The 16,211-nt window shown below is 28.0% G+C and carries 13 protein-coding genes and 2 pseudogenes; 14 read left to right on the top strand and 1 reads right to left on the bottom strand.

The window, feature by feature from the left end; all coding sequences use genetic code 11:
- The 8 genes and pseudogenes from ACLR9T_RS11690 to ACLR9T_RS11655 form a co-directional block, all read left to right on the top strand.
- A pseudogene (locus tag ACLR9T_RS11690) lies at positions 1-452 on the top strand (beta-hexosaminidase); the annotation flags it as partial.
- A gap of 172 nt (positions 453-624) precedes the next feature.
- Positions 625-1,083 (top strand): NAD(P)H-dependent oxidoreductase, encoded by a 459-nt coding sequence (locus ACLR9T_RS11685; protein WP_413109698.1) that lies wholly within the window; start codon positions 625-627, stop codon positions 1,081-1,083.
- A complete protein-coding gene (locus ACLR9T_RS11680) occupies positions 1,076-1,714 on the top strand; it encodes a hypothetical protein (protein ID WP_413109697.1) in 639 nt (212 codons plus the stop codon). Before ACLR9T_RS11685 ends, ACLR9T_RS11680 begins: the two co-directional genes overlap by 8 nt.
- A gap of 12 nt (positions 1,715-1,726) precedes the next feature.
- Positions 1,727-2,338 carry a TetR/AcrR family transcriptional regulator gene (locus tag ACLR9T_RS11675; protein WP_413109696.1) on the top strand — a complete coding sequence of 204 codons (612 nt, stop codon included), beginning with the start codon at positions 1,727-1,729 and terminating at the stop codon, positions 2,336-2,338.
- Entirely contained in the window at positions 2,335-2,826 is a 492-nt protein-coding gene (locus tag ACLR9T_RS11670; protein WP_413109695.1) for a flavodoxin domain-containing protein, read from the top strand. The genes ACLR9T_RS11675 and ACLR9T_RS11670 overlap by 4 nt, the downstream gene beginning before the upstream one ends.
- A gap of 224 nt (positions 2,827-3,050) precedes the next feature.
- Complete coding sequence (locus ACLR9T_RS11665; RefSeq protein ID WP_413109694.1) at positions 3,051-3,578, top strand: putative immunity protein; 528 nt, start codon at positions 3,051-3,053, stop codon at positions 3,576-3,578.
- Positions 3,579-3,677: 99 nt separating this feature from the next.
- Positions 3,678-4,307: a CatB-related O-acetyltransferase gene (locus ACLR9T_RS11660; RefSeq protein ID WP_413109693.1), complete on the top strand. Its 630-nt coding sequence runs from the start codon at positions 3,678-3,680 to the stop codon at positions 4,305-4,307.
- A 337-nt stretch (positions 4,308-4,644) separates the two neighbouring features.
- Positions 4,645-6,420 carry a putative bifunctional diguanylate cyclase/phosphodiesterase gene (locus ACLR9T_RS11655; protein WP_413109692.1) on the top strand — a complete coding sequence of 592 codons (1,776 nt, stop codon included), beginning with the start codon at positions 4,645-4,647 and terminating at the stop codon, positions 6,418-6,420.
- Between the two features lie 206 nt (positions 6,421-6,626).
- Here ACLR9T_RS11655 and ACLR9T_RS11650 read toward each other — a convergent pair whose 3' ends face one another.
- The gene (locus ACLR9T_RS11650) at positions 6,627-8,075 is read right to left on the bottom strand and encodes a GntR family transcriptional regulator (protein ID WP_413109691.1); all 1,449 of its coding nucleotides are present in this window, start codon (positions 8,073-8,075) and stop codon (positions 6,627-6,629) included.
- Positions 8,076-8,284: 209 nt separating this feature from the next.
- On the opposite strand from ACLR9T_RS11650, the gene ACLR9T_RS11645 reads away from it, so the two are divergent.
- From ACLR9T_RS11645 to ACLR9T_RS11620, 6 genes and pseudogenes are all read left to right on the top strand, one after another.
- Positions 8,285-11,044: a response regulator gene (locus tag ACLR9T_RS11645; RefSeq protein WP_413109690.1), complete on the top strand. Its 2,760-nt coding sequence runs from the start codon at positions 8,285-8,287 to the stop codon at positions 11,042-11,044.
- Positions 11,045-11,067: 23 nt separating this feature from the next.
- Complete coding sequence (locus ACLR9T_RS11640; RefSeq protein ID WP_413109689.1) at positions 11,068-11,421, top strand: Hpt domain-containing protein; 354 nt, start codon at positions 11,068-11,070, stop codon at positions 11,419-11,421.
- A gap of 13 nt (positions 11,422-11,434) precedes the next feature.
- Complete coding sequence (locus tag ACLR9T_RS11635; RefSeq protein WP_413109688.1) at positions 11,435-13,459, top strand: diguanylate cyclase domain-containing protein; 2,025 nt, start codon at positions 11,435-11,437, stop codon at positions 13,457-13,459.
- 266 nt (positions 13,460-13,725) lie between these two features.
- Complete coding sequence (locus tag ACLR9T_RS11630) at positions 13,726-15,078, top strand: aldehyde dehydrogenase family protein (protein ID WP_413109687.1); 1,353 nt, start codon at positions 13,726-13,728, stop codon at positions 15,076-15,078.
- 108 nt (positions 15,079-15,186) lie between these two features.
- A complete protein-coding gene (locus tag ACLR9T_RS11625) occupies positions 15,187-15,906 on the top strand; it encodes an N-acetylmuramoyl-L-alanine amidase family protein (RefSeq protein WP_413109686.1) in 720 nt (239 codons plus the stop codon).
- Between the two features lie 110 nt (positions 15,907-16,016).
- Positions 16,017-16,211: pseudogene (locus ACLR9T_RS11620) on the top strand (hypothetical protein); the annotation flags it as partial.

Genomic DNA, 16,211 nt, shown 5'->3' with positions numbered 1-16,211 from the left:
AAGTACTAGGTAATGAAAATGCAATGCAAGGTGAAGTAGATGAAGTATATACAGAATTAGTAAAAGCATTCTTGAATCTAAGATTAAAACCAAATAAAGATTTATTAGAGGATTTAATCAATAAAGCAAATGGATTAAATAGAGCAAGCTATACAGCAGCATCAATAAAAGTAGTAGATGAAGAAGTAGCAAAAGCAAATGCAATATTAAATAATCCAGAAGCAACAGCAGAAGAAGTAGAAAATGCGATAAAAGGATTAACAAAAGCAATGGCCGGATTAGAAGCTAATCCAAGTAATCTGGATAATGATGTTAATCCTGTAAAACCAGGAGACAGTACAGTAAATGCAACTAAGACTGGCGATGATGTTGAGTTAATATCAACTTTTGTATTAGGAATTCTAGGTCTAATAGTTTTTATACTTGTATCTAAAAGAGCATATAAAGAATAAATTAATAAAAAAACTTTGATTTTATTATATGATTTCAAAGTTTTTTTACGTTAAAAAATAATATTATAGAAAATTAAATAGTAGGGTATGATAATTTTTTTGACATTATAAGTAAAAGATAGTATAATTTTTATAAATTAAACAGTGTTTAATTTATAAAAAGGAGAAATATATGAAATTAATACTTAATGATACTTCTCATGATTTTTTAAATCAAAAAAATGATTTTGAATTAGTTGATGTACGTAATTTGGATGTAAAACCTTGTTATGGATGTGGTAGTTGTAGTTATACAGGTTGCTGTATTATAAATGATGAGATGCAAAATTTGCTTTATAAGATTGCTAAATGCCAAAAGTTAATTTTTGTGATGGAACCATATTTAGGCTCTTATTCTATTCAGTGTAAACGTATTTTAGATCGAATAGCAGTATTGGGTAATAGCTTGTATATTGTAGAAAAGGGAGAACTTCGTAAAAGAGGTTTTCGAACTAAAATGAAAGATATCAAATTTATTATTACTAGTGATATTACTAATGAAGAATATCAGATGTTTGAAAAGTTAGTGAAAGAACTTAGTTTGATATTAGGAATACCAGTTTATTTAGAAAGGATTAAATTATATGCATGAAATTATTGTTCTCCAATGTAGTTATAGAAAACAGGGGACGAGTGCTATGTTAAGTAATTTATTAAAAGATATGGATAATAGGGTTCATATTGTCACAATTGCAACAGCGTTGAATGAATATGATAAATTTTGTCAGTGGATAAAGAAAGCTCATACTTTAGTAATTATAGGGCCATGTTATATTAATACATATCCTGCCGATGTGTTTTTTCTATTAAAACGTTTGCAGTCACAAACGGAATTATTTCATGGACAAAAAATATATGGTTTAATACAGGGCGGAATGCCATATATACATACTCATGTTGCAGGACTTCGATCTTTAGAATTGTTTGCAGAATCGATGGATCTATTATATTGTGGAGGGTTTGTTTTAGGAATGGGGGCGTTATTAAATGGACGTTCTTTAAATACCTTACCTCATGGAAAAAGAGTAAAACGTCAATTAACAAAATTTTATCAAGGTATTTTAGAAGGAACAAAACAATCTATGGAGTTATGTGAGTCTGCTGAATTACATATTCCTATTTGGATAACAAAAATTTTATGTAGAAAAATGAATAACAAATTGTTAAAAGAAGCAAAGCTTAATAATTATGATTTATTAGATGAAAGTTACTATGCTAAGTAGGGGATTAAATATATGAAAATAAAAGATGAACAACAGATTGCTTATCGACGTCAACAGATGATCAAAGAAGCAAAACTAATTTTAGAAACTGAAGGAATAGAGGGTTTATCAATGCGTCGATTAGCTCAAAAATTACAGCAAACTCCAGGAATCGTATATCACTATTTTAAGAATAAAGATGAGTTGCTGTTAGCAATTGTTCAAGAAGGATATGGGAGGATTATACGTGTTATTCAAGAACAAGCTGCTATAGAACGTCCTGTTGAACAAAAACTTTATTATACTTTAAAAAGTTATATGGAAGAAATGTTGAAAGAGCCTCAAATATATCAGATTATTATGCAAAGCCAACATCCGTTAGTAAAAGAAAATACATATATTCTTTTTGATGGTATTTGCCAAAGTCGTTCTAGTATTCAGGGTTTGTGTGACTGTATTGAAGAAGGAGTAGGTCAAGGGATATTTGTATGTTCAAATATTGAACGTAGAGCTCAAAGTATATGGTGTAGTATGTATGGATTTTTGGAACGATGTATTTGTGAGAAACCGAATAAAGAAATTCAGCAGGAAATTATGGAAGAACTGTTAGAGATGTTGTTAGCAGGATTAAGGAGAAAAGTGTGAAAATTACAATTGTTTATGGAAGTAAGTATGGATCAACAGAAAATTTAGCAAATTATTTTGGAGAGATTTTATCTGCTGAAGTTTATAGAGCTAATGAATCAATAGACATACATGATAGCGATATAATAATTCTTGGTAGTTCTGTATATGCAGGAACATTGAATAAATCATTAAAGTTATGGGTAAGTACACATCAAAAAGAGTTGTTAGATAAACAGGTATTTATATTTTTGTGTGGTCTACAAATAGAGGAAGGAAATAAGGTTATTCAAAATAATTTGGGTAAAGAATTTTTTTCAACACTTTGTTATGTGGATTGCTTGGGTGGGGTTATAGACTATTCAAAAATGAATTTTATTGAAAAGAAAATTATTAATATGATTAATAAAAAGGTTCATATGTTTGCATATGATAAACAAATAGGAGTGTATAATATGCTTCAAGAAAATCGAATTCAAAGTTTTATCCAAAAAATTTATGATAATTAAAAATAAGATATTTTGATACAAAATAAATAATATTTGTTTTAAAATAAAACTATTATTCAACTATTTAACTATACAAATAGGGCTTAATTAAGATACAATAGATATGTAAAAAGTTACTAGAAATAAGTTATATTTATTACATAAGAATATTAAGTGAAAATTTTTAACTAATGTGAATATGAAAGAAGATTGAGGATTTATATTGAAATACTAAGGGGATATATATGGCTAAATTAAGAAAGATGTTAGGAGATATTAATGATCCTATAGTAGTTTCTTTGATGGGATTAATTGAAACTCAAAGTGCAGATACATTAGCTAGATGGGCGTTAAGTTATGTTGAAACTAATGTTGTTAGTATTTTTAAACATGAATACCCTAATGATACAAGGTTAAATTGTGTAATTCTAACTACTAAGGAGTATTTAAATGGAGAAAAAACTTTGAAAGAATTAAAAAATATCTTAAAAGAAGGAAAAGAAATTGTTAAGGATGTTAGTGATAATGCTCTAGGATTAGCTTCCTTAAGAGCTGTTTTAACTGCTTGCGCTACAAAATATTCACCAACTAATGCTTTAGGATATACATTTTATAGTGTAGCAGCTATTGTTTATAATAAAATAGGACTATTAGAATCAAAAGAAATTTATGATTCTCTTGCAAAAGAAGAATTTAATAAAATATTAAAATCATTAAAATCAGTTGCTGTTATAAATGAAACCAATCCAGTTAAAGTTAATTGGAATTGTTGATATGAGTTGAAATTATTATAAAGGGGGAATAGAATTTGAAAAATTGTAGTGTAGTATCTGGAATAGTTTTTGAATTATAATTTTATAGGAGGATTTAATATGACTATTCCAGAAAATAGTATCTATCCCCGTCGAGGGGATAAACAAACAATTTATTTAAAAAATGTTATCAATGATCCTAATATCATTGTTGGTGATTATACGATGTACAATGATTTTATTAATGATCCTGTATTATTTGAAAAAAATAATGTTTTATATCATTATCCAATAAATAATGATCACCTAATCATTGGCAGATTTTGCTCAATTGCATGTGGTGTGAAATTTTTATTTAATAGTGCTAATCACACATTAAATTCATTATCCACATATCCCTTTCCTTTATTTTTTGAGGAGTGGGACTTAGATGTTAGTAATGTAGCTTCATCTTGGGATAATAAAGGAGATATCGTGATAGGAAATGATGTCTGGATTGGATATGAAGCAATTATTTTTGCAGGTGTGACTATTGGTGATGGGGCGATAATTGGTTCTCGTGCCGTTGTAACAAAAGATGTTCCCCCTTATGGGATTGTTGGAGGCGTTCCTGCTAAACTAATTAGAAAACGTTTTTCAGAGGAAATAATTTCGACATTATTGGAAATAAGATGGTGGAACTGGTCAAGAGAAAGAATAATTAAAAATATTGCTGCAATCCAATCGGGAGAAATTGATGGTTTAAAATAAAACTAATTATTAAGCATGATTCAAATGAGGATCATGCTTTTGATTATTAGGTTAGAGAATATCGATTATATAAATTAATTAGTGTTATTATGTATTGTATGATATAATAAAAATACGTGTAAATAAGGGAGTTTGTATATATAATATAATAAATACAGCATTTATAAATGAGTAAAAAATTTTATCATTATTTAAAGAGATAATAGTATTTTAAAATGATTTTTATATAACAATAAAGGCTTGTTAAATAACGAAAGATACTCACGAAATAATAAAACAGTGAGATAGGGAAGTATATTAATAATTTTATAATATTCCTGAAAAAGGGGAAGGTAGTATGAAGGTAAAGAGAAATTTAGGTATTTATACATTGTTATGGATTATTGCAGTCTTGATACTAATATTTTCGTTATTTCAAAATTTTGGATATGCAAAAATCATAAATTATAGTGGAATTATAAGGGGGGCTACACAAAAATTAGTAAAAGAAGAATTGAATAATGAACAGGATGATGATTTAATCATCTATTTAGATGAGATTTTAGATGGACTACAAAATGGGAGTAAAAACCACCAGTTAACTTTGATCACTGATTCCTATTATCAAAAACAGCTAACGGATATGCGAGTAATGTGGGAAGATATGAAAAATGAAGTTATGCTAATTAGAAGAGGGGAAAATAAAGATAGACTTTATCAATTAAGTCAAGATTATTTTGATGCTGCAAACGAAATGGTTAAGACAGTAGAAGAGTTATCAAATGTAAGATTTAAATTAGCGATTATAATCTTTTTTATTTACCTTGTATTATCTGGTGGATTCTTTGCTTTATGGTATATATACAAACAAAAACAGTTAGATAAGATACGATATAATGACGAACTAACAGGACTTTATAATGTTTCTGCATTTGAATTATCTTTAGAAAAACTTAAAAAAAATAATAGTGAGTATGCTTTGATTTATTTTGATTTAGATGACTTTAAATATATTAATACAATTTATGGTTATAATATTGGTGATCAAATTTTAGTAGTAATAGCACAAGCTTTAAAAATGCTTGTAGATAAAGAATTATGTGCAAGAATAGGAAACGATAATTTTTATATATGTTTAAAATATGATGAAAATTGTGTTAAACAACTAAAGGAATTTATAAAAAAGCGGTTAAAAGAAGAAATTGCATTGGAAGTAATTGATGAAACTACAATTACTGTAGGTGCATATAAAATCGATAAAAAAGATTCTGTCCATGATATGTTAGATAATGCATTATTAGCACATAAAAACGCTAAAAAAAATGGAAAAGGAAATACTGTCTGGTATGGTCAAAGTTTATTAAATCAATTAAAGAAAGAGAATATGTTAATAAAAAGAATGCATTATGCTTTAGTTAGAGAGGAATTTAAGTTATATTTGCAACCTAAATTTGAAATTCCTTCTTTAAATGTATTTGGAGCAGAAGCATTAGTACGGTGGCAAAAAGAAGATGGCAGTTGTTATTTTCCAGATGAGTTTATTCCTTTATTTGAAACAAATGGCTTTATTCATGAACTAGATTTTTATATGCTTGAGCAAAGTTGTAAGTTTATTTATTTAAATAAGCTTTACCAAAACTTTTCAATCTCGGTTAATTTTTCACGGATTACTATACATCATAAATCTTTTTATGTGGATTTTCATAAAATTATTGAAAAATATAAAATTCCTTGTCATTGCATTGAAATAGAAATAACTGAAAGTGCATTTAATGAGCTTTCACCTACCATTATTAAAATGCTAATTAATTTAAAAAAAGAAGGATTTAATATTTTAATAGATGATTTTGGTTCAGGTTATTCATCTTTAAATTTATTAAATACACTAGAATTAGATGAGATAAAAATAGATCGAGCTTTTTTAAGTCCTGAAAATGATAAACGTGAACAAATAATAGGTCTTATAGTTGATATTGCAGAGGCATTAAATATGAGAGTTATTTGTGAGGGGATAGAAACAAAAGAAGATATGAATATGTTATATAAGTTAAATTGTAGAAGAGGACAAGGATTCTATTTTTCTAAACCTATTCCTAGTGAAGAATTTATAAAAAAATTTATATATAGAACATAAAACATTTATAATGTTTGATGTTTATAATAGTTTACAAAGCTATTAAAAAGAGTGATTTTAGGTTATACCTATAATCACTCTTTTTTGATTAAAACTATCGTTATTAGTTTTTTATTCTTTAAGAAGATGGTTTATCAATATTTTAATAAATAATTATAATTATTTATATTTTATTAGGAACTTATTTTTAAAAGAAATTAAGGTAATTATTGTTCTAATAATGTTTTTATATTAAGGGGTATTTTGATATTTAATTTAGATAATTGTGAGGAGGCAAAGATTATATCTTTTATTAAGAGATATTCAATTTTTTCAGCAAATTTTTCATAGTCTAAAGCGTTTAAACAATTAACTAGATATTCGGGATTAGAACGACTGTTAATATTGAGCATGTTAATATCTTCGATTACCCCACATAATGAATAACCCCAAAGAAATTGATTAAATAGTTTAGTATAAATAGTTTTTATTGTTTCAAAAGATACATAATTAGTTATATAATCAAGAGCAGCATAAGTAACTAATTCACAGCGATTAATATCTTTAAAGTGTTTAAGTGAAATTATTAGGTTGTTTATTTGGATTGGTTGCATGTTAGTGAGTGTAATAATTATTATCTTTTTACACGAAAGGGCGCAGATATACATACTTTGAAGATAGTCTAGAAGACATTTTTGGATAATTGGTTGTGAGAAATCACAATTGACTTTAATTTCGTCTTTAGGTACGATTTGAGTTCCAACACCGTTGATTGATTTAACTGCACCAATATTTTTAAGTATATCTAAGGTCCTTCGAAGGGTACTAACAGAAATGTTTTTACTTTTGGCTAATGTTGTTAATGAAGGAAGAAAGCTGCCTTCTAAGTAATAGCCACTACTGATTTCTTTAATAATATCCATTGCTAAAGAATAACGTTTTTGATCACTTTTTTTATATGTATCCCAGGTGAAAGAAATTTTTTTTTGTGAAGATGGTATTGGTATTTCTTTGTAAAAATCATCTAATGCGTGATAAATAAAATTGTGAGTTTCATCAATGTATGATTGTACTAATTTCCAGTCATTTTTTTTACATGCTTGTATCATTTGTAATAAAATGTGACCATATTTTTTTAAAATATGATTTTTTTTATATATACTTAAAAAAGGAATATGAAAAAAAACAAAAATCCACCAGATTAAGCGAGTTAACATTTCATTATTTAAAGTACTATATATTTCTAGAAAGAAGCGAATAGATCGATAGGGAACTAGTATGTCACTTTTTTTAATAAGTGATTCAATTTCTTCAATAGATATACTAGAAAGAGTTTTTAAACTTATAAATTGAGCATGATTAAATAGCAGAGGCATTGATTGACTGAGATCGAGCAATGCTTCTTTTCGTGTTGAGAAAAAATTATAAATATGTTGATTGATTTGATCATTATCATAATTAACAATAACTTTGGCACCAACATTTTTAGAGAGAATAATATAATTATTATCTTTTAACATATTATATGCGCCTCTTATAGTTTCGGGTGAAACAGGGAGATAAGAGCTCATTTCTTTAATATATGGAAGGGTATCTCCATAGAGATAAGTTCCAAACTTAATTTGAGTAACTAGCATGTTATATATTATATTTTGTAGATCACTGTTTTTTTTCAAAATATTTTTCTCCTAACTAAATTTATATAAACTGATTTTACCATTTTTTTAAATTCTATTCCATAATCCAATATCAACTCATTAAATATCTAAATAATTAAGAAAAGATATTTGAAATAAAACATCTTTCATAATCACATATATGTTATAATAAACATATATGTGAACAAGGTATTGGTTGATATTTAGTGATAGAGGAGTTATAAGAGATGCAAAAGACAACAGGGGTAATAGATGAGAAGTATAAAATAGTGATGGAAAATATAAATATTGGAGTAAGTAAGCATATATTAGATGAGAAGTTTACATTGATTTGGGCGAATTCAATATTTTATCAACAACTTGGATATTCTAAAGAAGAATATGATAGTGATTTTAAGAGTTTTTATGATTATTTTATAAATTATCCAGATGAATTCGAAAAAATAAAACAGGTTTTTCATAATACACTTAAAATGGAAGAGACAAAGTTTGAATATGATATCAAAATGCCTATTAAATCTGGTGGATGCATTTGGTTACGAATGAAAGGAACAATTGATAAAAATAATCAAACAGACATAGTGTATATTGTGTATTCTAATATTAATGATCTAATGTTGGAACAAGAAAAACTAAAAAATATTTATGAAGAAAGAGTAAATAATTTTGAATGGATAATGTCAGAATATACAGGTAACATATATATTAGTGATATTGATAATTATGAATTGTTATATCTAAATCAAAATGCTTGTAATACTTTACATATGCCATTGAAGAAGATAATTGGAAGAAAGTGTTATGAGGTTATTCAAGGTAGAGATACACCTTGTCCGTTTTGTACAAATGCTTATTTAAAAAAAGAAGAATCTTATGATTGGGAATTTTACAATCCTGTATTAAAACGTACTTTTATGATTAAAAATAGAAAGATAGATTGGCAAGGACATAATGCTCGAATCGAACTTTCTTGTGATATGTATAGTGAAGAATATAAACTTGCTAAAAAGGATCGCGAAAGAGAAGCTATTCTTCGCACAATTCCTGGTGGACTAGCTCGTGTGGATGCTAGAGATATGTCAACAATTCTTTGGTATGGTGGTGATTTTTTAAAGATAATAGGATATACCGAAGAGCAGTTTGAAGAGGAAATAAATTTTCAATGTGCATCATATGTACATCCAGATGATTTGGAATATGCTGTAAAAGTAATGGAAAGTTCAAGAGAAACTAACACACCGACAATTATGGAAGCTCGCATCATTACTCGAAGTGGGGAAACTAAGAATCTTACTATGACATTCAGTTATATTAGTGGTAAAGATAGTTGGGATGGAATACCTTCATTCTATAGTGTTGGAATAGATGTGACAAAAGAACGCCAAGAGCAAGAACGTCAACATAAAGCACTTCAAGATGCATATCAGACAGCTCGAGTAGCAAATTCAGCAAAAACTAATTTTCTTTCATCTATGTCTCATGATATTAGGACTCCAATGAATGCTATTATAGGAATGACAATGATTGCTCAGTCTAATATTAAATCGGTTGATAAAGTATCTGATTGTTTAAATAAAATTAATGTATCTAGTCGACACTTGTTAAACTTGATTAATGAAGTTTTGGATATATCCAAGATTGAAAGCGGGAAAATAGATCTTGCTTTAGAAAAGGTTGATTTACCAGAACTTGTTCAAAATGTTTATGATATGAGTAAGTCATTAGCAAGTGGCAAAAATCAAGAGTTTAAAATTATTGTAGAGGGTGTTAAACATGAAAAGATAATTGCTGATGGGGAACGTTTAAGACAAATTTTTATGAATTTAATTTCTAATGCAGTTAAGTATACACCAAATGATGGACACATTCTTTTACAGATAAAGGAAACAGATCCACTAATTCCTGGAAAAGGATATTTTGAATTTGTTTTTACAGATGATGGAATTGGAATGTCTGAAGATTTTCTTCCACATCTTTTTGAACCTTTTGCAAGAGCAGAAGATTCTAGAATTAGCAGGATTCAAGGAACAGGTCTAGGGTTAGCGATTACTGAAAATATAATTAGAATGATGAATGGGACGATTGAAGTATATACAGAAGTAGGAAAGGGAAGTCAGTTTATTGTCTCAATTCCGCTTCAATATTATGATGAAGAAGAACACACGGATGAGGAATTGATAGGTCGATCTGTTCTTGTTGTTGATGATGAACAAGATGTTTGTGAAAGTGCAGTGTTATTATTAAATGAATTAGGAATGAAAGGTAAATGGGTACTTAGTGGAATAGAAGCTATACGCTGCATAGAGGAAGCTCATTATAATAAAGAAGATTTTTTTGCAATCATATTAGATTGGAAGATGCCGGAAATTGATGGATTAGAAACAATTAGAATTATTCGTAATAAAGTTTGGAAAGAAATACCAATTATCATAGTCTCTGCCTATGATTTATCGGATATAGAAAATGAATTTATAAAAGCTGGTGCAGATGCTTTTATTACTAAACCGTTATTTAAGTCTAAGATGTTACATGTTTTAGAATTATTTTGTTCATCAAATACTTTTAAAAATGCAAATACACATATTGAAGAAATATCTTCTGAATTATGCGGAAAGCGTGTTTTGTTAGTTGAAGATAATGAATTAAATCGTGAAATTGCTACTGAGCTGCTTTCGATGCAAGGAATACTTGTAGAATCTGCTAAAAATGGAAAGGAAGCAGTCGAGATGTTTTCAGTATCTAAATTAGAGTATTATACAGCTATTCTTATGGATATTCAGATGCCAATTATGGATGGGTATCAGGCAACAAATTTGATTCGTAATATGACAAGATTAGATGCTCAAACAATTCCAATTATTGCTCTTAGCGCTAATGTGTTTGTTTCAGATGTAAAAGCAGCAAAAATGGCAGGAATGAATGATCATATAGCAAAACCAATTGATGTAAAATATCTGATTGATATAATCAAAAAATATATAAATTAATAATTAAATTGAGGTAGAGAAATATGAATGTTAAAGAATGTTATAAGATAATAGATGGTGATTATCAAGAAATTATGCGACTGTTAGTTTCTGAAGAAAGAGTTATAAAATACTTATTAAAATTTAAAGAAGATCAATGTATGGATGAATTGACAAAAGCTCTTGATGAAAAAAGGTATGAAGATGCATTTAGATATGCGCATACTTTAAAAGGGGTTAGTATTAATCTTATGATGAAAAAACTAGCAGCTTCAAGTAGTGCCCTCACAGATGCTTTACGTCAACATGAAACAGCAGTAGAAAAATTATATGATCAGGTTAGAGAAGATTACAATTTAACAATATCAACAATTGATAATTTAATGAAAGATATGTAATAGGAATAATTGTATGAAAAATGAAGGAAAATTGTTGGTTGTTGATGATTCACCTATAAATAGATCTCTATTAATTGATATTTTAGCTGTAGAGTTTGATGTTATAGAAATGGAGAATGGTTTAGAAGCAATTAGTTATATGGAAAAACATATAGATAAGATTGCTCTTGTTTTACTTGATCTTATTATGCCAGTTATGGATGGTTTTGAAGTACTTACGATTATGAATAAAAATGGTTGGATTCAGAATATTCCTGTAATTACAATAACATCTGAAACAGCATCGCAGTCAATTGATAAAGCTTATAATTTAGGGGTATGTGACTATATTAATCGACCGTTTGATGATTTAATTGTTCAAAAGAGAGTGAAAAATACACTTTTGTTGTATGCTAAACAAAAACAATTAGAGAGTATGGTAACCGAACAGATTTTGGAAAAAGAAAAAAGTAATATGATAATGATTGATATTTTAAGTCATATTGTTGAATTTCGTAATGGTGAAAGTGGTCTTCATGTGTTACGAATTCGAATTATTACAGAAATGATTATGAAAGAACTTGCTTGTGAAGAGAAGTATCATTTTACTTCTGCTTATATTTATGAGGTGATGAATGCCTCTGCTTTACACGATATTGGCAAAATCATGATTTCTGAATCAATATTAAATAAACCAGGAAAATTAACTAAAGAAGAATTTGGAATAGTTAAAACACATAGTGAATTAGGAGCACAAATGTTGGAGGATATTTCATATTATAAACATGGTGGTTTGGTTCAAACGGCACATGATATTTGTCGGTGGCATCATGAACGTTTTGATGGTAGTGGTTATCCTGATGGTTTGTCAGGTGAACAAATTCCTATTTGTGCACAGGTTGTCGCTTTGGCTGATGTTTATGATGCTTTATCGAGTAAACGAGTGTATAAACCTGCATATTCACATGAAAAATCAGTTGAAATGATTTTAAAGGGAGAGTGTGGAGTGTTTAATCCAACACTAATAAATTGCTTTAAAAGAATTAATATACAGTTGAAAGAAAAATTAAAGTCTTATGAGACTAAGGATTCTTATGTTAATTTAGATATACAGAATATAAGTGAAAATTTATTGAAAGGGACAAGTATATCGAATCGAACGTTATCATTATTAGAACAAGAAAGAACAAAATATAAGTTTTTTGCTTCAATGTCGGGTGAAGTTCAATTTGAATATAATTTTAGTTCTAATTTATTGAGTTTTTCAGAGTTAGGAGCAATGATATTACAATTACCTGAAATTATTTTTAGCCCTATGGAAAATTCACATTTATTAAATGTTATAAGTTTAAATTCACTTAATAGACTATATGCAAGTTTAACAACTGTTTCTTATAATAATCCAATCGTTGAGATATTAACACAGATAAAAGTTAATAACGAATGGCGATGGTTTAAAATATTAGCTAGGCCTTTATGGGTTGAAAAAGAAAAACCACAAATTTCAGGAATAATAGGTAAATGTGTGGATGTACATGATGAACAAATGCAAATGAACGCGCTTAAGCAAATTGCTAAACAAGATTCTTTGACAAAGTTATGGAATCATAAAGCTGCTAGAGAACGGATAGAATGGATAATTGCTAATAAAAAGGATCAAAAATATGCATTGATTTTAGTTGATTTAGATTATTTTAAAAATGCAAATGATAATTTTGGGCATATGTTTGGTGATGAAGTATTAAAATATGTAGCGAATCGTCTTTTGGTATGTGTTAAAGATGATAATGTTGTTTCTCGTGTTGGTGGTGATGAGTTTTTAATTTTTGTTAAATATAATGATGATATTTATAAAATAGTTAAAATGATACATCATACAGTATCATGTAATTATAAATACTATAAAATTTCTTTAAGTATGGGAATTTCTTTATTTCCCCAAAATGGTAATAATTATGAAACAATTTATCAACATGCTGATATGGCTTTATATACAGCTAAGAATCATGGTAGAGAACAATATTGTTTTTATGATAATATTAAAAGTATATTAATTTAATTATATGATAAATAGGGTTGTAAAATACCCTGTTTTTATTTCTTTAAAATTAAATTAATAATTAAAATTATTAGTATTTTACTATTTAGTTGTAGTTAAATTGAATAGTTGTTTTTATAGGTAACAGTTGACTATTTTTAATTAAATGATATATTCTAAAAAGATAATCAGGAACATTTTGTAAATATAAAATTAAAACAGTCTTTTTTACAAAACTTATTATCTAAATATGTTATTAATTAAAAAAATTGATTAGGAGGTATAATATGGAAGAAATTGAAAAGGTTATTAAACATCAGCATAATTATTTTAAAACAATGCAAACTCACGATTACTATTTTAGAAAGCATCAATTAGAAATACTTTATCAAAAGATAAAGCAGAATCAAAAAGAAATTGAACAAGCTTTGTATTCAGACTTAAAAAAACCAGCTTTTGAAGCATACTCAACAGAGATTGGTTTTGTTTTAAATAGTATTCGTTTTATACAAAAAAATCTAAAAAAATGGATGAAGCCACATAAAAAATTATCACCATATTATCTATTTGGATCATACGATACAATTACTTATCGACCTCTAGGAATAAGCTTAATTATAGGACCTTATAACTATCCCTTCCAACTTGTTATCGAACCTTTGATTGGAGCAATTGCAGCAGGTAATTGTGCAATTGTTAAACCATCTGAAAATGCTCCATCTACAGCAAAAATAATAAAAGAGATTATTGATGGAACATTTGCACCTGAATTTATTTGGTGTATTCTAGGTGATGCAAAAGTAACGACATCTTTAACTCATAGTTTAGTTGACCATATATTTTTTACAGGGAGTATCGAGATAGGTAAAAAAGTAATGATGGCAGCAAGTGAACAGTTAATACCAGTAACACTAGAGTTAGGAGGGAAAAGCCCTGTAATTATAGATGATAGTGCTGTTTTAAAAGATGCAGTAGAAAAAGTTGCTTGGGGTAAAATTTTAAATGCTGGACAAACTTGTATAGCTCCGGATTATCTGATAATTGCAGAGGATTTGAAAGATGAATTTATAAAATTATGGAAAGTTACTATTAAAAAATTCTTATGTAAAAATGATTATGGAAGGATTGTTAATGAGAAACATTTTAATCGTTTAATTAAATATTTAGGTAGTGAAGAAATATATGCAGGTGGTAATTTTAATAAAGCTGATTTATGGATTGAACCAACATTGGTTAATGGTAATAAGAGTAATTATATGATGGAAGAGATATTTGGACCGATATTACCGATTATTACATATAATAATCGTGATGAAGTTATAAATATTGTAGAGCATCATCCCTTTCCATTAGCTTTATATATTTTTTCTAATGATAGACACTATGTTAATTATTTAACAAAAAGACTATCTTTTGGGGGGGCTTGTATTAATGATTGTATTAGTCACTTAATATCGTCTAAAGTACCGTTTGGGGGAGTTCGATACTCTGGAGTAGGCCGATATCATGGAGAAGATAGTTTTATTGCTTTTAGCCATAAACAAACGATTCATCATCGGATTATAAAAAAAGATATTATTTCATTATATCCGCCATATTCTAAGCATTTATATAAGTTAGTAAAAAGAGTTTTGAGATAATTGTATTTTAAAGCGTTAAATATAAAATTGTTTTTGTTTTAAAGTATTGAATTTATCTTATTGCGTATTATTTGATTTGTTAGAGCATATATTTAGATAGGTGATTTTGTGAAAAGAACATATCTAATAATTGCGATAACAGTTGCTGTATATATATGTACGAAGTGTTTTTATGCAGATAGTATGGTAGCTGTTAGTAAAGAATTGACATTAAAGGATGTTTCTGTAGTAATTGATCCTGGACATGGTGGACTTGATAATGGTGCTAGTATTGGAAAAATATATGAATCTGAATTGAATTTAAAAATCTCTTTTGCTTTGAAAGATGAATTAGAGAGTCGTGGTGCTAAAGTATACATGACTCGTGAGGATGAGCAGGATATGACTAAACGTAATCATCATTATTCCAAGCAAGATGATATGTATCTAAGAGTAAAAAAAATAGATTCTTATAAAAGTGATTATTTAATGAGTATTCATTTAAATTCTGCACCTGCTTCGAGTGCTTGGGGATCTCAAGTTTTTTATTATAAAAATAGTGATAAAGGTAAGCGATTAGCAGCAGAAATTCAATCTACAATGAAAGAGGTGACAGGGAGTTCAAAAAGGATATCAGGTTCAAGTTTTCGAGTCTTAAGAGCAACACAAACAGTTGGAGTATTAATTGAGTGTGGATTTATTTCGAATGCAAATGAAAGAGGACAGCTTCAAAGTAGTAAATATCATCAAAAGTTAGCGATAAAAATTTGTGATGGTCTAGAAAATTATCGAGAAAAATATCCTGAAGACACAATAAAAAAAGAGGATTTTGAGAAGGTTTTAAATTAAAAATATAGTTGAATGAAAGTGGGTTCTTTATAAGAACCTTTTTATATGGATATAAACATAGATGATATTTTTAAATTTACATATATTAAATTAGAGAAGGAGGTGAGACAATGAATCGGTGTATAAGTAATAATAGTTGTATATGGTGTCCTTGTTGTCGTTGTAGACCACCAATTATTGTAAGATGTCCAACAGGGCCAACAGGACCAACAGGAAATACCGGGGTAACAGGACCAACAGGACCAACAGGAAATACTGGGGTAACAGGACCAACAGGACCAACAGGAAATACTGGGGTAACAGGA

The sequence above is a fragment of the Thomasclavelia sp. genome (genome assembly GCF_047249845.1).
Taxonomy (GTDB): Bacteria; Bacillota_I; Bacilli_A; order Erysipelotrichales; family Coprobacillaceae; genus Thomasclavelia.
The sequence above is the reverse complement of the archived record's forward strand: the minus strand, read 5'-3'. Positions and strand labels throughout refer to the sequence as shown.